Source organism: Phreatobacter sp., assembly GCF_022843985.1.
In the GTDB taxonomy this organism is placed as follows: Bacteria; Pseudomonadota; Alphaproteobacteria; order Rhizobiales; family Phreatobacteraceae; genus Phreatobacter.
In genome coordinates this window covers 85670-109757 of record NZ_JALHMP010000007.1, presented here as the reverse complement: position 1 = coordinate 109757, position 24088 = coordinate 85670, and the positions used below count along the sequence as shown (strand labels likewise).

Annotated in this window: 19 protein-coding genes; 4 read left to right on the top strand and 15 right to left on the bottom strand. The window is 65.7% G+C overall.

The genetic code is table 11. The annotated features are described in order from the left end of the window. Positions 1-71: 71 nt before the first annotated feature. The 6 genes from Q0C57_RS06985 to otsB all read right to left on the bottom strand — a co-directional run bounded on the left by Q0C57_RS06985 (position 72) and on the right by otsB (position 8708). Positions 72-1169: an alkene reductase gene (locus Q0C57_RS06985; protein WP_296574065.1), complete on the bottom strand. Its 1098-nt coding sequence runs from the start codon at positions 1167-1169 to the stop codon at positions 72-74. 121 nt (positions 1170-1290) lie between these two features. After that, the gene (locus Q0C57_RS06980; protein WP_296574062.1) at positions 1291-2106 is read right to left on the bottom strand and encodes an IclR family transcriptional regulator; all 816 of its coding nucleotides are present in this window, start codon (positions 2104-2106) and stop codon (positions 1291-1293) included. Between the two features lie 119 nt (positions 2107-2225). Continuing rightward, positions 2226-3680 (bottom strand): MFS transporter, encoded by a 1455-nt coding sequence (locus Q0C57_RS06975; protein ID WP_296574058.1) that lies wholly within the window; start codon positions 3678-3680, stop codon positions 2226-2228. A gap of 58 nt (positions 3681-3738) precedes the next feature. Next, positions 3739-5976, bottom strand: a complete 2238-nt coding sequence (locus Q0C57_RS06970; protein WP_296574055.1) for a trehalose-6-phosphate synthase — start codon at positions 5974-5976, stop codon at positions 3739-3741. A 130-nt stretch (positions 5977-6106) separates the two neighbouring features. Then, positions 6107-7912, bottom strand: a complete 1806-nt coding sequence (locus tag Q0C57_RS06965; protein ID WP_296574052.1) for a glycoside hydrolase family 15 protein — start codon at positions 7910-7912, stop codon at positions 6107-6109. A gap of 16 nt (positions 7913-7928) precedes the next feature. Next, a complete protein-coding gene (gene otsB, locus Q0C57_RS06960) occupies positions 7929-8708 on the bottom strand; it encodes a trehalose-phosphatase (protein WP_296574049.1) in 780 nt (259 codons plus the stop codon). Between the two features lie 221 nt (positions 8709-8929). Here otsB and Q0C57_RS06955 point away from each other — a divergent pair, with 221 nt between their 5' ends. Further along, entirely contained in the window at positions 8930-10018 is a 1089-nt protein-coding gene (locus tag Q0C57_RS06955; protein WP_296574046.1) for an ROK family protein, read from the top strand. A 12-nt stretch (positions 10019-10030) separates the two neighbouring features. On the opposite strand, the gene Q0C57_RS06950 is transcribed toward Q0C57_RS06955, so the two are convergent. Continuing rightward, entirely contained in the window at positions 10031-10708 is a 678-nt protein-coding gene (locus Q0C57_RS06950; RefSeq protein ID WP_296574042.1) for a YggS family pyridoxal phosphate-dependent enzyme, read from the bottom strand. Positions 10709-10859: 151 nt separating this feature from the next. Here Q0C57_RS06950 and leuS point away from each other — a divergent pair, with 151 nt between their 5' ends. Genes leuS through holA form a run of 3 tightly spaced genes read left to right on the top strand, consistent with a single transcriptional unit; the run spans position 10860 to position 15049 of the window. Then, the gene (gene leuS, locus Q0C57_RS06945) at positions 10860-13481 is read left to right on the top strand and encodes a leucine--tRNA ligase (RefSeq protein ID WP_296574040.1); all 2622 of its coding nucleotides are present in this window, start codon (positions 10860-10862) and stop codon (positions 13479-13481) included. Next, positions 13468-14010: a hypothetical protein gene (locus Q0C57_RS06940; protein WP_296574037.1), complete on the top strand. Its 543-nt coding sequence runs from the start codon at positions 13468-13470 to the stop codon at positions 14008-14010. Before leuS ends, Q0C57_RS06940 begins: the two co-directional genes overlap by 14 nt. Before the next feature lie 4 nt (positions 14011-14014). Beyond that, the gene (holA, locus tag Q0C57_RS06935) at positions 14015-15049 is read left to right on the top strand and encodes a DNA polymerase III subunit delta (RefSeq protein ID WP_296574034.1); all 1035 of its coding nucleotides are present in this window, start codon (positions 14015-14017) and stop codon (positions 15047-15049) included. An 18-nt stretch (positions 15050-15067) separates the two neighbouring features. Here holA and Q0C57_RS06930 read toward each other — a convergent pair whose 3' ends face one another. From Q0C57_RS06930 to hemE, 8 genes are all read right to left on the bottom strand, one after another. After that, on the bottom strand, positions 15068-15943 hold the full coding sequence (locus tag Q0C57_RS06930) for a ParB/RepB/Spo0J family partition protein (RefSeq protein ID WP_296574031.1): 876 nt from the start codon (positions 15941-15943) through the stop codon (positions 15068-15070). 74 nt (positions 15944-16017) lie between these two features. Beyond that, positions 16018-16830 (bottom strand): ParA family protein, encoded by an 813-nt coding sequence (locus tag Q0C57_RS06925; RefSeq protein WP_296574028.1) that lies wholly within the window; start codon positions 16828-16830, stop codon positions 16018-16020. Positions 16831-16853: 23 nt separating this feature from the next. Next, the gene (gene rsmG / locus Q0C57_RS06920) at positions 16854-17492 is read right to left on the bottom strand and encodes a 16S rRNA (guanine(527)-N(7))-methyltransferase RsmG (RefSeq protein ID WP_296574267.1); all 639 of its coding nucleotides are present in this window, start codon (positions 17490-17492) and stop codon (positions 16854-16856) included. A 5-nt stretch (positions 17493-17497) separates the two neighbouring features. Next, complete coding sequence (mnmG, locus tag Q0C57_RS06915) at positions 17498-19363, bottom strand: tRNA uridine-5-carboxymethylaminomethyl(34) synthesis enzyme MnmG (protein ID WP_296574025.1); 1866 nt, start codon at positions 19361-19363, stop codon at positions 17498-17500. A gap of 120 nt (positions 19364-19483) precedes the next feature. Further along, complete coding sequence (gene mnmE / locus Q0C57_RS06910) at positions 19484-20797, bottom strand: tRNA uridine-5-carboxymethylaminomethyl(34) synthesis GTPase MnmE (RefSeq protein ID WP_296574021.1); 1314 nt, start codon at positions 20795-20797, stop codon at positions 19484-19486. A gap of 64 nt (positions 20798-20861) precedes the next feature. Beyond that, positions 20862-22127: a transcription termination factor Rho gene (gene rho, locus Q0C57_RS06905; protein ID WP_296574018.1), complete on the bottom strand. Its 1266-nt coding sequence runs from the start codon at positions 22125-22127 to the stop codon at positions 20862-20864. Positions 22128-22386: 259 nt separating this feature from the next. After that, positions 22387-22902: a protoporphyrinogen oxidase HemJ gene (gene hemJ, locus Q0C57_RS06900; RefSeq protein WP_296574015.1), complete on the bottom strand. Its 516-nt coding sequence runs from the start codon at positions 22900-22902 to the stop codon at positions 22387-22389. Between the two features lie 32 nt (positions 22903-22934). Then, positions 22935-23972, bottom strand: a complete 1038-nt coding sequence (hemE, locus tag Q0C57_RS06895) for a uroporphyrinogen decarboxylase (protein ID WP_296574012.1) — start codon at positions 23970-23972, stop codon at positions 22935-22937. Between the last annotated feature and the right edge of the window lie 116 nt (positions 23973-24088).

Sequence of the window (24088 nt, the reverse complement as noted above, 5' to 3'; positions counted from 1 at the left end):
GACCCCATCGCGATCGCCGTTTGCCTCAGACCGAATTGGGAAGCGGCGTAACGGCTCCCCATCGTGCCCCGTCACTCCGCTGCGTCGGCCAGGGCGGGATAGTCGGTATAGCCCTTGGTGTCGCCGCCATAGAGCGTCGTCCGGTCGAGTTCGTTCAGTGGTGCGTCGCGGCGCAGACGCTCGACCAGGTCAGGATTGGCGATGAAGGCCTTGCCGAAGGCGACGAGATCGGCCTTGCCGTCGCGGACGGCGTCGATGGCGAGGTCGCGCGTATAGCCGTTATTGGCGATATAGGCACCCGAGAAGGACTTGCGCAGCGCCACCCAGTCAAAGGGCACGTTGTCGCGCGGGCCACCGGTGGCACCCTCGACGACATGGATGAAGGCGATGCCGCGCTTCGACAATTCCGCCACGAACAGGCCGAAGACCTCGGCCGGATCGGAGGTGACAGTGTCGTTGGCCGGGCTGACCGGCGACAGCCGGATGCCGAGGCGGGTCTTCGGAAAGACTTTCAGAATCGCATCGACCACGTCGAGGCCGAACCGCACCCGGTTCTCCGCCGAACCCCCATAGGCATCCTGGCGCTGGTTGGCGCCGTCCTTCAGGAACTGGTCGATGAGATAACCATTGGCGCCGTGAATCTCGATACCGTCGAATCCGGCCTTCTGGGCATTGAGGGCAGCATCGGCATATTCGCCGACGACACCGGGGATTTCGGCGAGCGTCAGGGCGCGGGGAGGCGTGACGTCGGCAAAGCCGCCGGCAATATAGGTTTTGGATTTCGCGGGAATGGCCGATGGCGCCACCGGCACGCCGCCGTTGAGCAGCGATTCGTGCGAGATTCGGCCGACATGCCAGATCTGGGCGAACATCCGCCCGCCGGCGGCATGGACCGTGTCGGTGACTGTCTTCCAGCCGGCGATCTGCGCCTCGCTGTAGAGGCCGGGTGTCTGCAGATAGCCCTGGCCCTGCGGCGAGACCTGGGTCCCCTCGGAGATGATGAGGCCAGCCGTGGCACGTTGCCGGTAATAGGTGGCGGTCATGGCATTGGCCGCGTCGGTTCCCGGGGCCGCGCGGTTGCGCGTCAGGGGCGCCATGACGATGCGGTTGGGCAGCACCAGATCGCCGAGGGTGAAAGGTTGGAACAGAGGAGTGGGATCCTGGCTCATGGTCATCTCCTGATGAGGCGGGCGGCTCTGGCAACCGCGGAAAGGGACTGGACCGGCTGGGAGGCTCCGCTGCATCGCAGCAAGACGAGCCATCCGGAACGGTGATCACGTCGGGGTGGTTTCACCCTGACAGGGCGCGGGCCGCCTCGATGGCAAGCGGGGCGAAACGCTTGCGGAAATCCTCCGCGGACCAGTCGGCCAGCGACCCAGCGATATGGATGGCGCCGACGGGCATGTTGCGCTCCTTGACCACCGCCGCCGCGACGACGATCTCGCCCATCAGGCTTTCCTCCAGCACAGAGGCATAGCCGTCCCGACGGGCCTCCTCGATCCGCTGGCGGATCAGGACCGGGTCGACGAGGGTCTTCGGAGTGAGCGGCGCAAGTTTCGATCGCCTGACGATGTCGTCGGCATGGCGATCGTCGAGAAAGGCCAGCATTGCCCGGCCGCCGGCCGTGGCGAAGGTCGGCATGCGGCGGCCCGACAGCGTGGCGTAGAAGGTCTCGCGCTTGCTCTGCAGGCGGATGGCATAGAGGATCGTCACGTCGTCGAAGAGGCTCAGGTCCACCCGCTCGCCGCAAGTCTTGCGCAACTCGGTGAGGATCGGCGTCGCCCGTTCGATGAGGGGATTCGACCGGAGGTAGTCGAAGGACCGGTCGAGGATACGCCGGCCGGGAACGACACCCGTCCCTGTCGGCGAGCGCTCAAGATAGCCGAGGACGAGCAACGTCTGGACGACACGCTGGGCAGCGCTCTTCGAAATCTTGGCGGCCTTGGCGACCTCCGCCAGCGACAACGGGCGCGGGCTGCGGGCAAAGGCCTCCAGCACATAGAAGGATCGCGCCGCGGATTTGAGGAACAGCCGCTCGTCGACCTCGATGATCGGTTCGCGCTCTGGCGCCTGATAGCGGCGCTCGAAACCCTGCTGCGTCGACACGGTAGTGGACCCCTCGATAGCTTCCGAAAGCGTAATTCGGAACGGTTGTATCGACCATCGATACCGATGCAAAGACCTGCCGGCCGATTGCGGAGCGGCCATGCAGCCATTGCAGGCCGTCAGTCGACATGGGAGAGCGGGCGGCTGATGTCTTCCAGCGACCGCCGCTCTGCTGCGGTGCCATAGCGCCACATCACGCCAGCGGCGATCACCATGAGCACCGCCCCGACCATGTAGCCGCCGAACAGCGACCACCGCGACCCCGTCTCGATCAGCGCACCAAATAACCAGGGACCAAAAATGCCACCGATCCCGGTTCCGATCGCATAAAAGATGGCGATGGCCAGCGCCCTGAGCTCCAGCGGGAAGGTCTCGCTGACGGTCAGGTAGGCGGAACTCGCGGCGGCCGAGGCGAAGAAGAAAATCATCATCCAGGCGAAGGTCTGCATCTGGGCCGTCAGGAGCCCTTGCGCGAACAGCCAACCTGTCGCCGCCAGCAGCACACCGGACATCGTATAGGTCAGGGCGATCATCGGGCGGCGCCCCCAGGTGTCGAAGAAACGACCGAGCATGACCGGCCCGAGCACGTTGCCCAGCGCGAAGGGGAGGATATACCAGCCGACCTGGTTGGCAGCGATGCCGTAGAAGTCGGTCAGGACGAGGGCATAGGTAAAGAAGATGGCGTTGTAGAAGAAGGCCTGCGCCGCCATCAGCACGAAACCGACCGCGGACCTGCGGCGGTGGCGGCGGAACAGTGTGTGGAAGACCTCGGCGAAGGGCGTCGAGGTCCGTGCCTTCAGGCGGACCTTCCGCAGTGGCGTGTCGGGGATTAGGTGACCCGCGGCCCGCAGCCGTCCCTCGATGCCGGCAACGATGGCCTCGGCCTCTGCGGTCCGGCCGTGGGTCATCAGCCAGCGCGGACTCTCCGGCAGCCACATCCGCATGAAAAAGATGACGAGCGCGAGAAGCGCTCCGATGAGGAAAGCGGCGCGCCACCCGAGATCAGGGTTCAGGACGCGGGGGTCGAGGAGCACAATAGCCCCGACCGCGCCGAGGGCGGCGCCGATCCAGAAGGACCCGTTGATGACAAGATCGGTCCAGCCTCGCACCCGCGCCGGGACCAGCTCCTGGATGGTGGAGTTGATGGCCGCGTATTCGCCGCCGATCCCGGCCCCGGTGACGAAACGGCACAGCATGAAGGTCCACAGGTTCCAGCTGAAGGCGGTCGCGGCGGTGGCCACGATATAAACCGAAAGGGTGATGAAGAAGAGCCTCTTGCGCCCGAGGCGATCCGTCAGCCAGCCGAAAAGCAGCGCGCCCAGCACTGCACCGGCGAGATAGGCGCTGCCCGCGAGCCCGACATCGAGATTGGAGAATTGCAGCACGGAACTGGCCTTCAACGCTCCAGCCACGGTGCCGGCCAGTGTCACCTCCAGACCGTCAAGGATCCAGGTTATGCCAAGCGCCGCCACGACCAGCGTGTGGAAGCGTCCCCAAGGCAGGCGATCGAGGCGCGCCGGGATGTCTGTTTCGATGATCGGACCGTCGCCCGCCGCAGTCGCCTTTGTCGTCACGCGCGCCTCCCCGGCCCTTCTGGCAACGCGGCGGAGGCGCCCGGGTTTCGCCCCCCGGTTACTCGCCGATCTGGAATTCCTGCACCCGCCGGCGTTTACGCAGACGCGACGCGTCGAGGAGGATCTGGCCGGCCCAGCGATAAACGTTGCGCTCGCGTACATGGCTGCGCATCAGGCGCATGCGCTCGCGCTGCTCGGGCTCGCCCATGACAAGGGCACGGCCGATGGCCTCCGCCATGCCCTGCACATCATAGGGATTGATGATCAACGCCTCTGACAGTTCGCTCGAGGCCCCCGCGAAACGGGACAGGACGAGCGTGCCCAGCTCGTCGTCGCGCGCCGCGACAAATTCCTTGGCCACGAGGTTCATCCCGTCATGCAGGCTGGAGACCACACAGAGATCGGCCGCACGGAACAGTTCATAGACCTCTTCCGGCTCGTGGTGGCGGATGACGAGGTGGATCGGCTGGTAGCCCTCGCTGCCGTGGCGCGCGTTCACCTCTGCGGTGATGCGCAAGGCGTGCTTCTGCAGCGCCGTATAGCTCGTCAGTTTCGAGCGGGTCGGCGCGACGATCTGGATGAACGTGAAGCGCCCCTTCCATTCGGGCCGGCGGATGAGCAGCTCGTCGATGGCCTGGAGCCGGTCGAGAATGCCCTTGGTATAGTCGAAACGCTCGATGCCGACGCCAATCTTCATGTCGGGGCCGAGACCGTAGCGTTCGCGCACCACCTGACGGCAGGTGGCGACCGGCTGCTGCGACAGAAGGGCCGCTGGCGGCCATTCGATCGAGATCGGATAGGGCCGCACCATGGTCTCCTCGCCGCCGAAAACCACGGAACGGTGCTCGCGATCGATGCGACTTTCCATGAAGCGGTCGACGGTCTCGAAGAAATTGTTGCAGTAGGCTTGGGTGTGGAAACCGAGCACGGTTGAGCCAAGCAGGCCCGCGATGATCTCCTCCTTCCATGGACAGATGCCGAAAGCCTCGGCGTTCGGCCAGGGGATATGCCAGAAGGTCAGGATGGTCGCTTTCGGCAGCAGTTCGCGGATCATCCGTGGCAGCAGGGCGAAATGGTAGTCCTGGACCAGGATGATCGGGTCCGGCCGCGTCGCCTCGCGCGCCACCGCGTCGGCGAATCGCTGGTTGATCGCCACATATTGCTGCCAGTCGCCATCGCGGAAGATCGGGCGGACATAGGCCAGGTGGCAGAGCGGCCACAGACCTTCGTTGGACAGGCCGTAGTAATAGCCCTCCTGCTCCTCCTCCGTGATCCAGACACGGCGGAGGCGATAGGCCGGTTTGGCGGGTGGCACGGCGACATGATCACTGGCGTCGACGGTATCGCGATCGGCGGAGCCCGACCCGTGCGCCACCCAGATGCCGCCACAGGCGCGCATGACGGGTTCCAGCGCCGAGACGAGCCCGCTGGCTGGCCGCTGCACCACGATTCTGTCACCGTCGCGGTTATGGATATAGGGCTCTCGGTTGGAGACGACGAAGACCTCGGCGTCGGGCAGTTCCTTCTCCAGCAGATCCTGCAGCGTCGCGGGAGACCATTCAATCGGCGTGCCGTCCTCCTGGCGGATCTTCTCGCGGAAATCGCGCAGCAGGCCGCGGATCTCGCGGCTTTCCTCCTGGACGCCGGGATCCATGACGCCGCGCGGGCGGGACGCCCTGCCCGCCTTCAGGTCCTGGATGCTGGCGAGGACCGCGCTCATGTAGCGGCGCTGCAGCAGGCCGACGATCAGGGAGGCGACCGCACCGACCAGCAGCAGCAAGGCGAGACCGACGATGACGAGATACCACCGCGCCTCGCCAATGCGGTCGGCGACGAAGCCAAGTTCGTGCAGGATGATCAGACTGGCCGGCTGGCCGGCAACGGCAAGGGGGAAGACGCCGATCAGCAAGCGCTCGCCAGCGACGCGGGTGCGGATGAAACGCGCCTGGAACGGCGCCTCTTCGATGGCTGCGGGGATGCGGCAATCGAGACCACTCGGCATCCTCGATGTGGCGACGGTGATGCGGCCGCCCCCATCGCAGAGGCCGAGCGCCATGATCCGCTCATCGGCCGTCAGTCGCTCGAAGAAGGGCACGAGCTGCTGGGTCTGCCCGGCGATCTCCCGCTCGACCCGATCCCGGATCGAGTTGAATACCAGCTCTGATCTCAGTTCCAGGTCGCGCCGAGCCCATTGCTCGATCAGGGAATTCGACAGAGGCACGAGAGCGGCAAGAAAACCGACCAGAACCAGGGTGGCCAAGACCATGACCACTGCGCCTCGGGTGAGTTGCTTCATCGGATCCGATCCGGGCACCGGGACGCCCTGTCAGCAGCCCGGCTTACCCCCTCCTTTGGTTGGTTGGACCACCCGAAGCGGGCAGTCCGGTGAGCAGATCAGGCCGCAGCCGCCCGGCTGCGGCACAGGCCTAGTGAACCCAGTCGCGCGACAGCCGCATGGCCGTGACGATGATGCCGACCATCGAATAGGTCTGCGGAAAATTGCCCCAGAGATCACCGTTCTCAGGGTCGATGTCCTCCGACAGGAGCCCGACATGGTTGCGGCGAGCCAGAAGCGCCTCGAAGATCGCCCGCGCCTCGTCGACGCGGCCGATGGCATAGAGCGCGTCGGCCAGCCAGAAGGTGCAGATGGTGAAGGAGGTTGACGGCGTTCCGAAGTCGTCACGGTCGTCGTAGCGCAGCAAGTAACCCTGCCGTGTCAGTCGCTTCTGCAGCGCCTCCACGGTTCGCACGAAGCGTGGGTCGCTCGCCTCGACGATGCCCAGTTCGTGGAGAAGCAGCGTGCTTGCATCGGCGCCTGAACCATCGAAACTAGCTGCGAAGAAGCCCTGGGCCTCGTTCCAGGACCGCTCCAGGATCGCGGCTCGGATCCGCTCGGCATGGGTCTGCCAGTAATCCTGCCGGATCCTGAGCTCGAGCCGCTCGGCAATCTTGGCCAGCCTGTCGCAGGCGGCGAAGCACATGGCCGCAGAATGGGTGTGGATCGCCCGGCGACCGCGATATTCCCAGATGCCGGCATCAGGCTCGAAGGCCATGGTGGCCGCCGTCTCGCCAAGGACCTCCAACTCATGGAACAGCGCGGCGTCGCCGAGCTTCGGCAGGCGGTGATCGTAGAACATCTGCGACGCCGCCAGGATCATGCTGCCGGTAACGTCATGCTGGACCTGCTCGGCCGCGGCATTGCCGATCCGCACCGGTCCGTCGCCGTCGAAGCCTGGGAGAGATTCGGATATCCACTCGTGCAGCGATTGTTCCGGCACGATCGCGTAGACGGGCTTGAGGTAGGGCCCCTTCTCCGCCGCGATGACCGAGCGCATGTAGTCGAGGAAGCGCTCCATCGTCAGCGTCGCGCCGAGCTTGTTCAATGCGTGGACGGTGAAATACGCGTCCCTCAGCCAGCAGAACCGGTAATCCCAGTTCCGCCCGGTGCCTGGCGCTTCGGGAATGGACGTCGTGAGCGCAGCGACGATGGCACCTGTCTCCTCGCAGGAGCACAGTTTCAGCGTCACTGCGGCGCGGATCACCGCGTCCTGCCACTCATAGGGAATGGAGAGGTAGCGCACCCAGTCGAGCCAGTATTGCCGGGTCGAGCGCAGGAAGGCGAACCAGACGTCCTCGATCGAATTGGGGAAAGTCTCGTCGGCATGGATGATCATGGTCATCGGCCGGGTGACCACGAACTGCGCCTCGGATGACAGGTAGGCCACCGGTATGTCCGAGGTGAGGCGGACAGCGCCGGCTTCGGAGACGTAGCGGATATGGTTGGAGCCGGGAATCGGCCGGCCGTCATGGCGGCCATAGGCCATGGTCGGCCGCATCTTCACCCTGACACGCGGCGTCCCGGCGATCGGCTCGATCCGTCGGAGAATCATCGGCGGTCGGAAGATGCGGTCATGTTGTTTGAAACGCGGCGCAAAGTCGGTGACCCGGATCGCTGATCCGTCAGCCGCCGTCATCACCGTGACGAGGATGGCGGTGTTGCGTTCGTATGACTGGGTGGACGCGGTCATACCCTCCAGCTCTACCGCCAGGAAACCGCGCTGCGGATCGGCGCCGCCGACGAGCGCCGAGAACAGCGGATCACCGTCGATCCGCGGCCAGCAGGTCCATAGGATCCGCGCCTTCTGATCGATCAGGGCCGCCATCGTGCTGTTGCCGATGATCGCCATGGACGGCGGGGCGAGGCGCTTGTGAGGTGGCTGGGGTTCTGTCATCGGCTGCGCCTCGCTGTCATCGGCTGTGAGCGGCAAGGGCAGCAATGAAGGCTCGCACCTCGCCGGCATGGCGGAAGGGCTCGTCGCCCACCCTGAAATGTTCGCCGGCGACCTTCAGGCCGAGACCTCCAGCCTCGTGGGCGACGGCGAAGGCATCCTCGTCAGCCTTGTCGTCGCCCATCATCACGGGAATGCGGCTGGCATAGGGGGTGCGGCGCAGGAACTCGGCGAGCGCCGTACCCTTGGACGTGCCGTTGGGGATGATCTCGATGACGGCGCGGCCTTCCTTAAGGTGATGGTCGAGCTTCAGGCGCTCGATGATGGCCTCGAGCGCAGCCTTGAGCCGCCCGCCAGCCGCCGGAACCTGGCGAAAATGCACGGTCAGGATCGCGCCCTTGTTCTCAAGGCGAAAACCGGGCTCCGCGGCCACGACCTTCACCACTTCGCTCACCAGCGCGCGGGGCGCCTGCGGCGCCGGTGGGGAGCCGCCTGCCGTCAGGGGAAAGTTGAACTCGATGCCGTGGAGGCCGGAGGCCTCCAGCCCGGCAGCGCCGATATAGGCCTCCACCTGCCGCAACGGACGCCCGGTGATAATGGCCAGCGCACCACCCAACATCTGCCACACGCGTCGCAGATTGATTGCAAGATCGGCGGGAACCACCACCTGATCCGGCCGGTCGGCGATCTCGACGAGCGTCCCGTCGAAATCGGAAAACAGGGCGTAGCGATCGGGCCGTGCGGTGATCTGTGCCACAAGCTCGGCGAGGACCGGATGCGCACTTGGTCTCACGCGCATGCGCCGGACCCATGGATGCGGGACACGGCCCGGACCGTGTTCAACCCAGAACCGGACAGCAGAAACCACACGGAAATACCGCACCTTTAATTCGACCCAATGACCTAACAATGCCCGGGTCGCCGTTTGGTTCCCGCGGCCGTCGAGACGGTGGCGCCCAGCCCGCGGAACGCGGGACCGGGACGCACGTTATGGCTTCCGGTGCAAAGCGGGGGCGAATGATGGCCAAGGCGACAACGAAGCGATCAGGCAAGGTGCATGGAACGCGGGAACCGATCGCCAGCCACGGCGCCGAGCAACTGCCGTCGGTTACCATCTCCAGCTACAATCTCGAGTTGCGCGACAAGGAGGGCTTCATCGGCGACCGCGCTAGCAAGCGCGCCTTTTCCGCGAAGCTTGACGACTGGCGCGAGAGGCTCGGCAAATGCGATGCCGATCCCTTCGGCGACGTCGAGACGGCGGAGCTGACCAAGAAGCGGCTCGACAAGGCCATGCACGGTAAGGACAAGGAGGCAGCCGCCGTCGTCCTCGGTGCCATCGAGGATTTCGCCCAGGAACTTGCCGGCGTCATCCGCCGCTTTCGCCGCACCAAGCCGTGGCAGAACGTCAAGCGAATTGCCGTCGGCGGCGGATTCCGTGGCGGCCGCATCGGCGAGCTTGCCATCGCCCGAACCGACATTCTGCTCAAGGCGGACGGCATCGACGTGGACCTGAAACCCATCCGCCATCATCCCGACGAGGCCGGCCTCATCGGCGCGGCCCACCTCATGCCCGCCTGGACGCTGGCGGGCCATGACGCCATCCTCGCCGTTGATATTGGTGGCACCAACATCCGCGCCGGGTTGGTGGACCTCCACATGAAAAAGGCCAGGGACCTGTCGAAGGCCGAGGTGCGGACGTCGGAGCTTTGGCGCCATGCCGATGACGAGCCCTCGCGGACCGCCGCCATCGAGAAGCTGGCGGCCATGCTCAACGACCTGATCAGCAAGGCGGGTCAAGAGGGCCTGACGCTTGCCCCGATCATCGGCATCGGCTGCCCGGGCCTGATCAGGACGGACGGGTCCATCGACCGCGGCGGCCAGAACCTGCCCGGCGGCACCTGGGAGAGTGAGCATTTCAACCTGCCGGCTGCCCTCGCCAAGGCAATTCCCGAAATCGGGGGCCACGAGACCGTCATCGTCGTGCACAACGACGCCGTGGTTCAGGGCCTCAGCGAGGTTCCGGACATGCAGGACGCGAAGGAATGGGGCGTCGTCACCATCGGCACCGGCCTTGGCAACGCGACCTACGTCAATCGTGGCAAGGACTGACCGGAGAGGCCGTCAGCCCCGCGCGCCGAAAATGGCGCTGCCGACCCGCACATGAGTAGCCCCCATGGCGACGGCGGTCGGATAGTCCGCGCTCATACCCATCGAGACGATCTTCAGCCCGTTGCGCCGCGCGATGGTGGTGAGCAGGGCGAAATGCGGCGCCGGCGGCTCGTCCGCCGGCGGAATGCACATGACGCCCTCGACGGTGAGGCCATGCTCTTCACGGCAGGCGCGGATGAAAGCGTCGGCCGCCTCCGGCAGCACGCCGCCCTTCTGCGGCTCGGCGCCGGTGTTCACCTGGACGAGGAAGCGTGGGACGCGCACCCCGGCAGCCTTCGCCCGGGCAACTTCCTTCGCCAGTTCTTTCGCCAGGGACGGGCGGTCCAGCGTCTCGATCACGTCGAAGAGGGCCACCGCCTCCTTGGCCTTGTTCGACTGCAGCGGCCCGATCATGTGGACCTCTGCATCGGGATAGCGCGCGCGCAGCTCCGGCCACTTGCCCTTCGCGTCTTGCACGTAGTTCTCGCCGAAGACGCGTTGGCCCGCTGCCAGAACCGGCTCGATGGCTTCAATGGGGAAGGTCTTCGACACCGCCACCAGCGTTACCGACCCCTCCGGGCGTTTCGCAGCGGCCGCCGCAGCGGCAATGGCGGATCTCACGTTGGCGAGACGGGACACGGCATTGGTCATCGGTCAGACTCCTCGAACGGCGTCGGAGCTACCATGCGCGGCAGGGGACGACCAGCACGCGCCCCGCATGCGCCAAATCCTTGACCGGCCGGGCCCTTTCGTGTGTTGTCCGCGCTCGCTTTTGCCCTGCTGTCCGGACCTGCCGCCCATCATGTCGACCGAACGCTACAATGCCCGCACCGCCGAGCCGAAATGGCGCGCGGTCTGGGACGAGAAGGCCATCTTCGAGACGAAGAACGACGATCCGCGGCCGAAATACTACGTCCTCGAGATGTTCCCCTACCCGTCCGGGCGCATCCATATGGGCCATGTCCGCAACTACACGATGGGTGACGTCGTCGCCCGCTACAAGCGCGCCCGCGGCTTCAACGTGCTCCACCCCATGGGCTGGGATGCCTTCGGCCTGCCGGCCGAGAACGCTGCCATGGCCTCCAAGGTCCATCCGAAGGAATGGACCTATGCCAATATCGCCACGATGAAGGCGCAGCTGAAGAGCATGGGCCTGTCGCTCGACTGGTCGCGCGAACTGGCCACCTGCGACCCCTCCTATTACCGCCACCAGCAGAAGCTCTTCGCCGATTTCATGCGCGCCGGCCTGGTCGAGCGCCGCTCGGCCAAGGTGAACTGGGACCCGGTCGACCAGACCGTGCTCGCCAACGAGCAGGTCATCGACGGCCGCGGCTGGCGTTCCGGGGCACTAGTGGAGCAGCGCGACCTCACCCAGTGGTTCCTGAAGATCACCGACTATTCCGACGACCTCCTCACCGCCCTCGACGGCCTCGACCGCTGGCCGGACAAGGTCCGGCTGATGCAGAAGAACTGGATCGGCCGCTCCGAGGGCCTGATGATCCGCTGGGCCCTGAAGGACGGTACGGCGCCCGCCGGCCATGCCGAGCTCGAGATCTACACGACGCGCCCTGACACCCTGTTCGGCGCCGCCTTCATGGCGATCGCGCCCGACCACCCGCTGGCACGGGCCGCCGCGGAGGCCAATCCGGAACTTGCCGCCTTCTCCGACGAGTGCCGCCGCATGGGGACCTCGGTCGCGACTCTGGAGACGGCGGAAAAGCTCGGCTTCGACACCGGCATCAAGGCGATCCACCCCTTCGATCCGGCATGGGAAGTGCCGGTCTATGTCGCCAATTTCATTCTGATGGACTACGGCACCGGCGCCATCTTCGGCTGCCCCTCGGGCGACCAGCGCGACATCGAATTCGCCAACAAATACGGCCTGGCCTTCCAGACGGTGGTGAAACCCGCCGATGCCGGTTCCGATTTCACCGTGACCGACACCGCCTATGACGGCGACGGCCTCATGGTCAATTCGCGCTTCCTCGACGGAATGACGACGGACGCCGCCTTCGCGGAAGTCGCCGGACGGCTGGAAAAGACGGCGTTGCACGGCAAGCCCGTTGCCGCCCGGAAGGTCAATTTCCGCCTGCGCGACTGGCTGATCTCGCGCCAGCGCTACTGGGGCTGCCCGATCCCTGTTGTCCATTGTGACGATTGCGGCGCGGTGCCGGTACCGGACGACCAGCTGCCCGTCGTCCTGCCCGACGATGCCGACTTCTCCAAGCCCGGCAACCCGCTCGACCGCCATCCGACCTGGAAACACGTCGCCTGCCCGTCCTGCGGCAAGCCCGCCCGGCGCGAGACCGACACGATGGACACTTTCGTCGATTCGTCCTGGTACTTCGCCCGTTTCACCGATCCCTGGCGCACCAGCAGCCCGACCGATCCGGGGGTGGCCGACGCATGGCTGCCCGTGGACCAGTATATCGGCGGTATCGAGCACGCGATCCTGCACCTGCTCTATTCGCGCTTCTTCACCCGCGCCATGAAGGCGACGGGCCATGCCGGCCTCGACGAGCCGTTCCGCGGCCTGTTCACACAGGGCATGGTGGTCCACGAGACCTATCGCGTCCCGGACGGAACCTATGTGACGCCGGCGGAGATCACGATCTCCGGTGAGGGCGACCAGCGCATGGCCGTCCTCAAGGGCTCGAACCAGCCGGTGGAGATCGGCTCCATCGAGAAGATGTCGAAGTCGAAGAAGAACGTCGTCGATCCCGACGACATCATCGACACCTATGGCGCCGACACAGCTCGCTGGTTCATGCTGTCGGACTCGCCCCCCGAGCGCGACGTGATCTGGACCGAGGCCGGCGTCGAGGGCGCCAGCCGGTTCGTCCAGCGGCTCTGGCGCATCGTCGGCGAGATCGCCGCGCAGACTGCTTCCGCGGCCACGACGGCCTCTTTTGGCGGGGAGGCCACGGCCATCCGCCGCGCGGCGCACCAGGCCCTGGCCGCAGTCGAGGCCGACGTCGAACGTCTCGCCTTCAACCGCTGCGTCGCCCACATCTACACCCTCGCCAATGCCCTTGCGAAGACGCTCGACGGGCTGCGCGGGGGCGCCGCGGCGCCGGACATGGCCGCCGCCCTCGCCGAGGCGGGCAGCATCCTCGTGCGCCTGGTCGCCCCGATGATGCCGCATCTGGCCGAGGAGTGCTGGACGGCGCTCGGCCAGAAGGGCCTGGTGGCGGAAGAACCATGGCCAGTGGTCGACCGGGCCATTCTCGTCGAGGACACGATCACTTTGCCGGTTCAGGTCAACGGCAAGAAGCGAGCGGACTTGACGATCCCTCGCGAGGCGGCCCAAAAGGATATCGAGACCGCTGCGATCGCCCTCGACGCCGTGCGCAAGGCGCTGGAAGGGCGGCCCGTGAAGAAGATCATCGTCGTGCCGCAGAGGATCGTGAATGTCGTGGGTTGACACCTCGTTCGCTCGCCTTGGCCGCGTCGTCGCGGTCTGCGTCTGTTCCGCCGCCCTGGCCGGGTGTTTCGCACCGCTTTACGGCGATCCGACCGTGGTCACCGGCGGACGCAACGCCCAGGCGGCGCTGCGCGATCTCGACATCCCGGAGATCCCCGGCCGCAGCGGCGTTATCCTGCGCAACGAGCTCATCTATCTGACCCAGGGCGGCGGCGGCCGCGCCGCCTCTCCGACCCATGTTCTGCGTGTCGCCCTCGGCGTCGACACCGTCCCCCTGGCGCTCAACACCGCCGCCGGCCGGCCTTCGGCCCAGTCCGTCACCATGTTCGGCTTCTATACGATCACCGCGGTCGGCGACACGCAGGTGATCCATCGCGGCTCCGCCTTTGCCTCCGCCTCTTTTGACCGAACGGCGCAGCGCCTCGCCTCCGACCGGGCTGTCATTGAGGCGCAGGAGCGCGCGACCAAGGCGCTGGCCGAGAACATCGTCACCCAGGTCGCCGGCTGGTACGCGACCCGCCCGAGATGACGGCGTGACGATCCTCAAGGGCTCCGACATCGATCGGTTCATCGCCGGACCGGACCCGCGGCGCCCCATCATCCTGGTCTACGGACCCGATGTCGGCCTCGTCTCCGAACGCGCCCGCGCCATCGCTGGCAAGATCGCCGCCGACCTCGACGATCCCTTCAACGTCACGCGGCTCGACGGCGATAGCCTCGCCAGCGATCCGGCGCGGCTGGCCGACGAGGCAGGCACCCTGTCGATGTTCGGCGGAAGGCGGCTGATCTGGGTCCGGGCCGGCGAAAAGCCCATCGCGGCCGCCGTCGCGCCGCTGCTCGCCTCGCCTCCGGAAGGCGCCGCCATCCTGATCGAGGCCGGCGATCTGAAGAAGACGGCACCGCTGCGGACCGACGCGGAACGCTCTGCCACCGCCGCCGTCATTCCCTGCTATGCCGATGGCGAGGCCGAGCTCAAGCGCCTGGTCGCCGACGAGGCCCGCCAGGCCGGTCTGCAGATCGAACCGGCGGCGGTGACCCTCCTCACCCAGATTCTCGGCGGCGACCGCGCCGCCTCGCGCGCCGAAATCCGCAAGATCTGCCTCTACTGCCACGGCCAGGGCGCGATCACCGTCGCCGATATCGAGGCTGTCGCCGGCGAAAGCCTGGCGCTGGGGGTCGACGCCATCGTCGATGCCGCCCTCGGCGGACAGCCCGAAGAGCTTGATCGCCTTCTGCTGCGTGCCGACGGGGCCGGCATCGCGGTGGCTCAGATCATTGCGGCGACGACCCGCCATGCCCTAGGGCTTCACAAGGCCCGCCTCGCGGTGGAGAGCGGCACACCGGCGCGCAATGCCGTGGAACGGTTCGAACCGCCGGTCTTCTTCCGGCGCAAGCCCGCCGTGGAACGGCAAATAGGCCTGTGGACGGCCGAGAAGCTGCAGCGGATCGTGGTCAGACTTGCCGAAGCCGGTTTCGAGACACGCGCCCGCGCCCCGATCGCCCCGACACTGGCCGGACGTCTGCTGATGTCCATCGCGACAGCAGCGCGCCAGGGCGGGCGCGGCTGACGCGCAGACCGCCGACCATCAGCCCTGCAGCCGCCGGCAGATGTCCTCAAGCTGCTCGAGGGAGCGATAGCGGACCCGCAATTCGCCACCGGAACCGCGGTGGTCGATGCTGACGCTCATCCCCAGCGCATCGGACAGTGTCTTTTCAAGCGCCCTAGTGTCGGCGTCCTTCTCCAGGCGCTCGCGCTGCTTCGGCGGCCGGCCGGCCTTTTCCGACTGCTCCTGGGTCAGGGCCTCGACCTGGCGCACATTGAGCCCCTGGTCGATGATCTGCGAGGCAACCTTGCCGGGATCGTCCACCGCCAGCAGCGCCCGGGCATGGCCGGCGGTCAGCTGACCCTCGCGGAGCATGCCTTGCACATTCTCGGGCAGCTTCATCAGACGCAGGGTATTGGCGACATGGCTGCGGCTCTTGCCGATGATCCTGGCCAGATCGGTCTGGCTGTAGCCGAACTGCTCGATCAGCTCGTTATAGCCGAGCGCTTCCTCCAGCGGATTGAGGTCGGCGCGCTGCACGTTCTCGATGATGGCGAGTTCCAGCGCCTCCCGGTCGCCGACCTCGACCAGATGGATCGGCACCTCATGCAGCTCGGCCCGCTGCGCTGCCCGCCAGCGTCGCTCGCCGGCAACGATCTCATAGGCATCAACCGCCCCCGCCACCGTCCGCACGACAATCGGCTGGATGATGCCGCGTTCCCGGATGGAATCCGCCAGCTCCTGCAGATCCTCCTCCCGGAACATCCGGCGCGGATTGCGTGGATTGGGGCGGATGAAGGCGATCGGCACCTTGCGCGCCGCGCGGATGCGGTCCACCGCCGCAGTCTCCTCGCCGACATCGCCGATCAGGGCCGCAAGACCCCGTCCCAGCCGCGAGCGGTTGGCATCCTCAGCCATGTCTTGTCTCCTTCGGGACGCCAGCGTAACGACGTCAGCAGGCAAATCGGAACGTGGACGAATCGAATCCATGGTCAAGCCGCCCGCAACACGCGCTCGCGCTGGATGATCTCGGAAGCGAGGCGCAGATAGGCCTGGCTGCCGACGCACTTGAGATCATAAAGCAGCACCGGCTTGCCGTAGCTCGGCGCCTCGGAAACCCGGACATTGCGGGGGATGATGGTCTGGTAGACCTTGTCGCCCATGAACTGACGCACATCATCGACAACCTGGGCCGAGAGGTTGTTGCGCGCGTCATACATGGTCAGCACGATACCGTGGATCGTCAGGCCCGGATTAAGCGTGGCCTTCACCTGCTCGACGGTCTTGATCAGCTGCGAAAGGCCCTCGAGGGCAAAGAACTCGCACTGCAAAGGCACCAGGATGGCATCGGCGGCCGTCATCGCATTGATGGTCAGCAGGTTGAGCGACGGCGGGCAGTCGATCAGCACATAAGTGTAATCAGCCCCCAGGCTCTCGACGGCGCGGCGCAGGCGATAGGCCCGGTCCTTCGCGCTGGCGATTTCCAGCTCGACTCCGGAGAGGTCCATGGTGGAGGGCGAAATTGAGAGGCGGGGGACCGAGGTCTCCTGGATCGTTTCGGAAAGAGAATGATCTCCGACGAGAACGCTGTAGGTCGATCTGGCGCGGGCCCGGCGATCGATTCCCAGTCCGGTAGAGGCGTTGCCCTGCGGATCCAGATCGAGGATGAGCACGCGCTCACCGATCGCCGCCAGCGCCGTTCCCAGATTGATGGCGGTGGTGGTCTTGCCGACCCCGCCCTTCTGGTTGGCAAGGGCCAGCACCCGGGGGCCCATATTCGGTGAGGCGGAGGGCAGGAGCGACATGGGTCACGTCCGATTTCTGGAGGTCATCCGGTGACTTCGGAGACGTCCCTGACCACCAGGATGCGGCCGCGGGACTCTGTCTCACTCGGTGTCGATGTGTACATGAACCTCCAACATTTAGAGGCCTCCGTCAATTCAGACACTACATCTTGCCCCTTCGGAAAGATTCCAACCGCCCCGGTTTTCAACAGGGGATTGGCCAGACGCAGCAGATCGCCGAGGGGCGCCAGAGCGCGGGCCGTCACGACATCGACGTCCAGCACCTCACGACCGACGACATCCTCGATCCGCCGCGCCCAGACCTGAACCGGAACCTGCATCTGCCGGGCGGCCTCCTGCAGGAAGGCCGCCTTGCCGAGCTTGCTCTCGATACAGTGGACAACCGCCCCGTCGCGTCCCTTCAGGGCCGCCGCGATCACCAGCGCCGGCAGACCGCCGCCGGAGCCGAGATCAGCCCAGCGTCGGGCGCCCGGGGCAAGGCGCAGCAGCTGGAGGCTATCGGCGACATGGCGGGACCAAACGGCCTCCAGCGTTGCCGCCGAGACCAGGTTCTTCGTCGGGTTCCAGCGTCTGAGGAGGGCGACATAGAGGGCGAGCGCCTCGGCCGTTTCACGTGAAACAGGCACCCTCGCCAGATCGGCAGCCGCCAGCGCCGAGTCAATCTCGGTCACGCGGCCGTCCTCGCCCGGGCACGCCTCGCCCAAACCGCGATCAGCGTGAGCGCCGCAGGCGTCATCCCATCCATCCTGGCGGCCTGACCCAGGGTCCGCGGCTTATGGGTTTGGATCTTGGCGCGGATCTCGTTGGAAAGGCCCGGCAGGTCCGCGACGTCGAAGTCCGATGGCAGCACAAGGTTCTCGTCGCGCCGATGGGCATCAATCTCCGCCTGCTGCCGATCGAGATAGACCGCATAATGGGCGTCGATCTCGATCTGTTCGGCGATGGCGGGGGGCACATCGGATAGCTCGGGCCAGACCCTACAGAGTGTCATCCAGTCGATGTCCGGCCGCGACAGAAGCTCGAAGGCCGAGCGACGGATGCCATCCTGGTTGATCGCCAGTCCGGCAACCGCCCCCTGGCTAGGGGTCAGGGTCAGTCCTGCGAGCCGCCCGCGAACATCGGACAGACCCGCGATCTTGTCACGGAAGCGAATCGACCGCCTTTCCCCGATGCAACCTAGCGCGAGGCCCAGCGGCGTCAACCGCTGGTCGGCATTATCCGCCCGCAGGGCGAGCCGGAACTCCGCCCGGGACGTGAACATCCGGTAGGGCTCGGAAATACCGCGGCTGGTCAGGTCGTCGATCATCACCCCGGTATAGCCTTCGTGCCGGCCGATCGTGATCCCGGCACTACCTCCGGCCCGCAGGCCCGCATTCAGCCCGGCGAGCAGGCCCTGCGCAGCCGCCTCCTCATAGCCGGTCGTTCCGTTGATCTGACCGGCGAGGAACAGTCCGCTGACGCGCCGTGTCTCCAGGGTGGGTTCCAGCTCGCGCGGATCGACATGGTCATACTCAATGGCATAGCCGAAGCGTTTGATGGCGACCGCTTCCAGCCCCGGGATCGAGCGCAGGAACGCCTCCTGCACATCCTCCGGCAGGGACGTCGACAGCCCGTTCGGATAGACCGTGCTGTCGTTCAGACCTTCGGGCTCGAGGAAGATCTGATGGCCATCGCGATCCCCAAAACGGACGATCTTGTCCTCGATGGACGGGCAGTAACGCGGCCCTGCCCCCGCAATCTGCCCCGAATACATGGCGGAGCGGGCGAGATTGTCACGGACGAGCGCATGGGTCTTCGCAGTCGTACGGGTGATGCCACAGGCTATCTGGGGCACGGTGATGCGATCCGTCAGGGTCGAAAAAGGTTCCGGATCCGAATCAGCCTGCTGCATCTCCACTGCAGCCCAGTCGATGGTCGTCCCGTCAAGCCGCGCCGGAGTGCCGGTCTTCAGGCGCCCCATGGAGAAGCCGACTGCGGCGAGACTGCTAGCAAGACCGAGGCTGGCCGCGTCGCCGTCCCGGCCGGCGGACCATTGCCGCTCGCCAAGGTGAATGACGCCGCGCAGGAAGGTGCCGGTGGTGATGACCACCGCCCCGGCAGAAATCCGCTCTCCCGAGGCCAGGACCAGACCGTTGGCCCGCCCTTGCATGACCAGGAGTTCGCTTGCCTCGCCAAGCAGGATCGTGAGGCCTGACTGCGCCTTCAACTCGCGCTGCATAGCAGCCGCATAGAGCTGGCGGTCAGCCTGCGTGCGTGGCCCGCGGACAGCGGGCCCCTTGCGTCGGTTGAGAACCCGAAACTGGATGCCGGATGCATCGGCGACGCGTCCCATCAAACCGTCGAGCGCATCGATCTCGCGGACCAGATGGCCTTTGCCCAATCCGCCGATGGCCGGATTGCAGGACATGGCGCCAATCGTCTCGAAGCGCTGGGTGACCAGGGCCGTTACCGCACCGAGACGCGCGGCCGCTGCCGCCGCTTCGCAACCGGCATGTCCGCCACCAATCACAACCACATCGAAGCGCTGGGTCATCGTTCTCGTTCCTGCCTCGCTTTTACCGGTCCACCGCTGCCGCAGCAATGATTCTCGCGGACGCAACATGTTCCGGACACGAATCAACCGTTTCACGTGAAACACCAGAAGCGGCGGGACCTACTTCCCGATGCAGAAGGCTGAGAACAGCCGGTCCAACATAGCTTCCGTTCCGACCCGCCCGCGGCTGCGCCCAAGCGCGGCAAGCCCCTGCCGCAGTCTCTCGGCCACCAGTTCAGGATGATCGTCCCACGTCGGCAACGCTAGTGCGGAAGCCATCGCCGAGACGGCATCCTCAAAGATCAGCCGGTGGCGCTGATGGACGACCACAGCGGGCTCGCCGCCCGCCCTTGCTGCGGCGAAGGCGGCGATCGCATCGATCAGCCCAGCCATCCCCTCCCCGGTCAGCGCCGAGATCCGATAATCGGCCCCCGCGAAGATCGGCCCTTCCCGGTCGATCTGGGTCGCGATGCGCCAGACGTCTCCACGCGAATCGTCGAAGAATTCAGCGGAATCGTCAGCACAGAGCCACAACGTCAGGTCCGCTCCGGCCATTCTCTCGCGAGTCCGGCGAATGCCCTCTGCCTCGACCGGATCGGCCGTCTCCCGCAGGCCTGCCGTGTCAACGAGAACTACGGCCACCCCACCGAGATCGAGATGAACCTCGAGACTGTCGCGGGTGGTACCGGCCAACGGCGACACGATGGCGACGTCCCGCCGCGCCAGGGCGTTGAGCAGGGTGGACTTGCCGGCATTGGGTGGCCCGGCAATGGCCACGATGACGCCATCGCGGACCTTCTCGCCGCGGGCCGCGCCGGCCAGCAGTGCACCAACCTCCGCAGCCAGCTCCGCCAGGTCGTGGCGCGCGCCGGCCAGTGCCGCCCCGGTGACGTCGCCCTCATCGGGAAAATCAATCGTCGCCTCGACACCTGCAAGGATCGGCAGAAGCCGTGCCTGCAGCCTGTCGGCCTCAGAGGTCAGCCGCCCCGAGAAAAGGCCATAGGCCTGGCGTCGCTGTGCTTCTGTTTCGGCCTGCAGCAGGTCACCGAGGCCTTCGACCTCGCTGAGGTCGAGGCGGCCATTCTCAAAAGCCCGCCGCGTGAATTCGCCGGGCTCCGCCGGACGCGCTCCGGGCACGGCCAGAACCGCCTTCAGGACGGCGGCGACCACCGCCCGCCCACCATGAACCTGAAGCTCGAGGACATCCTCGCCGGTGAAGCTGCTGGGCCCCTGGAACCAGAGCGCCAGCGCCCGGTCGAGAGGCTCGCCGTGGTTAGGGTCCCTAAGGGTGACGAGACTGGCGCGTCGGGGTTCGGGCAAAGTACCGGCCAGCGCCACCGCGACATTCGCGGCATCCGGTCCGGAGACCCGGATCACGGCCACGCCGGAGGTTCCCGGGGGAGTTGAGACGGATGCGATGGTCCGGGCGATCATGGGCCTCGCCGTTTCGCAGGCGAATCGGCTGGTCTTCTCCGATTCATTTCGCTCGTGAATCGAATCAGGTGTTCATCGAGTCGAAGAAGTCGCTGTTCATTTTGGTCTGGCGCAGCTTGTCGAGCAGGAACTCGATGGCGTCCACCGTTCCCATCGGATTGAGAATGCGGCGCAGCACATACATCTTCTTGAGGATGTCCGGCGCCACCAGCAACTCTTCCTTGCGGGTGCCGGAGCGGGTGATGTCGATGGCCGGGAAGGTGCGCTTATCCGCCACCTTGCGGTCAAGGATGATCTCGGAATTGCCCGTGCCCTTGAACTCTTCGAAAATGACCTCGTCCATGCGGCTGCCGGTATCGATCAGGGCTGTCGCGATGATGGTCAGCGACCCGCCTTCCTCGATGTTGCGGGCGGCACCAAAGAACCGCTTCGGGCGCTGCAGCGCATTGGCGTCGACGCCGCCGGTCAGCACCTTGCCGGAGGACGGCACCACGGTGTTGTAGGCGCGGCCGAGGCGGGTGATCGAATCGAGCAGGATGACGACGTCGCGGCCATGCTCGACGAGGCGCTTGGCCTTCTCGATGACCATCTCGGCGACCTGGACGTGGCGCGTCGCCGGCTCGTCGAAGGTCGAGGAGATGACCTCGCCGTTGACCGAGCGCTGCATGTCGGTGACCTCCTCGGGCCGCTCGTCGATGAGCAGAACGATGAGGTAGCATTCCGGGTGATTCCGGGTGATCGACTGGGCGATATTCTGCAGCAACACGGTCTTGCCGGTTCGCGGCGGCGCCACGATGAGAGCTCGCTGGCCTTTGCCCAGCGGAACCACGACGTCCATGATGCGGGCCGAGAAGTCCTTCTTGGTCGGATCCTCGGCTTCCATCTTCAGCCGCTGGTTCGGATAGAGCGGCGTCAGATTGTCGAAATTGACCTTGTGGCGGGCCTTTTCGGGCTCCTCGAAATTGATTCGGTTCACCTTGAGAAGGGCGAAATAGCGTTCGCCTTCCTTCGGCGAGCGGATCTGGCCCTCTACCGTGTCGCCGGTGCGCAGGCCGAAGCGCCGGATCTGCGAGGGCGAGACGTAGATGTCGTCCGGGCCGGCGAGATAATTGGCATCGGGTGAGCGCAGATAGCCAAACCCGTCCTGGAGAACCTCGACCACACCCTCGCCGATAATGTCGGTTTCCTGTGACGCCAGTTGCTTGAGGCAGGCGAACATCAGTTCCTGCTTGCGCAGCGTTGACGCATTCTCGACCTGCAACTCCTCGGCAAAGGCGAGAAGCTCCGTCGGAGACTTCGACTTGATGTCCTGAAGTTTGATCTGCTGCATCGGAACCACAAATGGTCGGAACGGCCGGAGGCGGGAATCACGGTACGAGAGCCACGCCGGATCAGGGAAGGCGATGAATTGCAGGTCTGAAGCCGGACCTTCGGTCAAGGCCACCGGCTGGGCGCGGGTCATGCTCTGCGTGAGAGCCGCCTCAAGACACCCGGTCTGCGTAAGGAGGGACCTTCCGAATAAGGCCTGAATCGGCCGATGGCAAGCCCCACCCGTGCGGGGCCGCAGCAGGCGCCGGACGGCGGGCCCATCAGAACGGCTTGACGATGACCAGGATAACCACGAGGACCATGATCGCGGTCGGAACTTCGTTCATCACGCGCCAGAACACATGGCTCCGCGTGTTGCGGTCATCGCCGAACCGGCGCACCGCCCCTGCGAAAAAGCCATGGACTCCCGACAGCAGCAGCACCAGCGCGATCTTGCCATGCAGCCATCCGCCCTGGAACCCATAGACCTGCCAGGCCAGCCAAAGCCCGGCAATCCAGCTCACGATCATGGCGGGATTGATGATATATTCAAGGAGCTTGCGCTCCATCACCTTGAATGTCTCGGAGGTTTCCGACCCCGCCGCGACCTGGCTGTGATAGACGAAGAGGCGAGGCAGGTAGAGAAGTCCAGCCATCCACGAGATGACAGCGAGGACATGCAGGACCTTGATCCAGGCGACGGCGGCGACAGGCGCCAGAAGCCCCAGGGCGATAACGCCGACCACGGTGATGACGAGTGACATGACGGCGCGAATCATCCGCCGGCGGGGCGTCATGGCAGGATCACTGCCGGCTTTTGCGGCGATCGTCACTGTGCCGCCCTCCACGACCTGACCCGTCGAACCATCTGCTCGACATGGGCGATCGGCGTCGGAGGCAAGATCCCGTGACCGAGATTGAAGATGAGGCGCCCGCCGCCATAGGAACGCAACACGGTGTCGACAGCGTGGTCGAGCGCATGCCCGCCTGCCAGCAGCGCGATCGGATCGACATTGCCCTGCACGGCCACGTGCGGCAGGACTGCGTGAGTGATGAAACCGGGATCAGCGGTCCAGTCGAGACCGACGGCATCGGCACCGGTGTCGGCAACGATGGCTGAGAGCCGGTGTCCGGCGCCTTTCGGGAAGACGATGACCGGTATCTGGGGAGCAACGGCCTTGACGCCGGCGGCAATACGCCCGATGGGCTCGACCGTCCATTTGGCAAATTGCGCATTCGGCAGCACACCCGCCCAGGTATCGAAGATCTGCACGACCTCGACGCCCGCCCGGATCTGTCCGAGGAGATAGGAAATGGAAGCCTCGACGATCAGATCGATCAGCCGGGAAAAGCCTTCGGGGTCGCGATAGGCAAAAAGCCGCGCGGCGACCTGATCATCGCCGCCCCGACCGGCGACCATATAGGTGGCAACCGTCCAGGGAGCCCCGCAGAAGCCGATCAGCGTCGTCGTCTCAGGAAGCTGTTCCTTGATGCGCGCAACCGCCTCATAGACCTTGCCGACGACCGACGGTTCCAGCGCATCGGAAAGCCGCGACAACCCGGCTGCATCGCCGAGCGGATCGAGCCGGGGTCCTTCACCGACCTCGAAGCTGACGGTCTGCCCGAGGGCATGGGGAACGACAAGGATATCGGAAAAGAGAATGGCGCCATCGAAGCCGAAACGACGCAGTGGCTGCAAAGTCACCTCCGCGGCCAGTTCCGGATTGAAGCACAGATCAAGGAAAGATCCCGCCTTCTCGCGGACCTCCCGATATTCCGGCAGATAGCGTCCCGCCTGGCGCATCATCCAGATCGGGGGAGAGGCCGCATGGTCGCCCTTGAGGACGGCGAGAAGAGGTTTGTGCACGGTCGCTCCCTGACGCTCCCTTTCCCTTCATACTTGATGAAAGAGAGTCTTCTTTGATTCCTTGGCACTGGATTAGGAGAAGACATTTTCCTTCACAAGTTGTCCACCGGGTGTCG

Excerpts from the sequence above, each read along its gene's own strand:
- Q0C57_RS06985 (WP_296574065.1), bottom strand. The coding sequence starts at position 1,169 with ATGAGCCAGGATCCCACTCCTCTGTTCCAACCTTTCACCCTCGGCGAT.
- Q0C57_RS06970 (WP_296574055.1), bottom strand. The coding sequence starts at position 5,976 with ATGAAGCAACTCACCCGAGGCGCAGTGGTCATGGTCTTGGCCACCCTG.
- Q0C57_RS06965 (WP_296574052.1), bottom strand. The coding sequence starts at position 7,912 with ATGACAGAACCCCAGCCACCTCACAAGCGCCTCGCCCCGCCGTCCATG.
- otsB (WP_296574049.1), bottom strand. The coding sequence starts at position 8,708 with ATGCGCGTGAGACCAAGTGCGCATCCGGTCCTCGCCGAGCTTGTGGCA.
- Q0C57_RS06955 (WP_296574046.1), top strand. The coding sequence starts at position 8,930 with ATGGCCAAGGCGACAACGAAGCGATCAGGCAAGGTGCATGGAACGCGG.
- Q0C57_RS06950 (WP_296574042.1), bottom strand. The coding sequence starts at position 10,708 with ATGACCAATGCCGTGTCCCGTCTCGCCAACGTGAGATCCGCCATTGCC.
- leuS (WP_296574040.1), top strand. The coding sequence starts at position 10,860 with ATGTCGACCGAACGCTACAATGCCCGCACCGCCGAGCCGAAATGGCGC.
- Q0C57_RS06940 (WP_296574037.1), top strand. The coding sequence starts at position 13,468 with ATGTCGTGGGTTGACACCTCGTTCGCTCGCCTTGGCCGCGTCGTCGCG.
- Q0C57_RS06930 (WP_296574031.1), bottom strand. The coding sequence starts at position 15,943 with ATGGCTGAGGATGCCAACCGCTCGCGGCTGGGACGGGGTCTTGCGGCC.
- Q0C57_RS06925 (WP_296574028.1), bottom strand. The coding sequence starts at position 16,830 with ATGTCGCTCCTGCCCTCCGCCTCACCGAATATGGGCCCCCGGGTGCTG.
- mnmG (WP_296574025.1), bottom strand. The coding sequence starts at position 19,363 with ATGACCCAGCGCTTCGATGTGGTTGTGATTGGTGGCGGACATGCCGGT.
- mnmE (WP_296574021.1), bottom strand. The coding sequence starts at position 20,797 with ATGATCGCCCGGACCATCGCATCCGTCTCAACTCCCCCGGGAACCTCC.
- rho (WP_296574018.1), bottom strand. The coding sequence starts at position 22,127 with ATGCAGCAGATCAAACTTCAGGACATCAAGTCGAAGTCTCCGACGGAG.
- hemJ (WP_296574015.1), bottom strand. The coding sequence starts at position 22,902 with ATGACGCCCCGCCGGCGGATGATTCGCGCCGTCATGTCACTCGTCATC.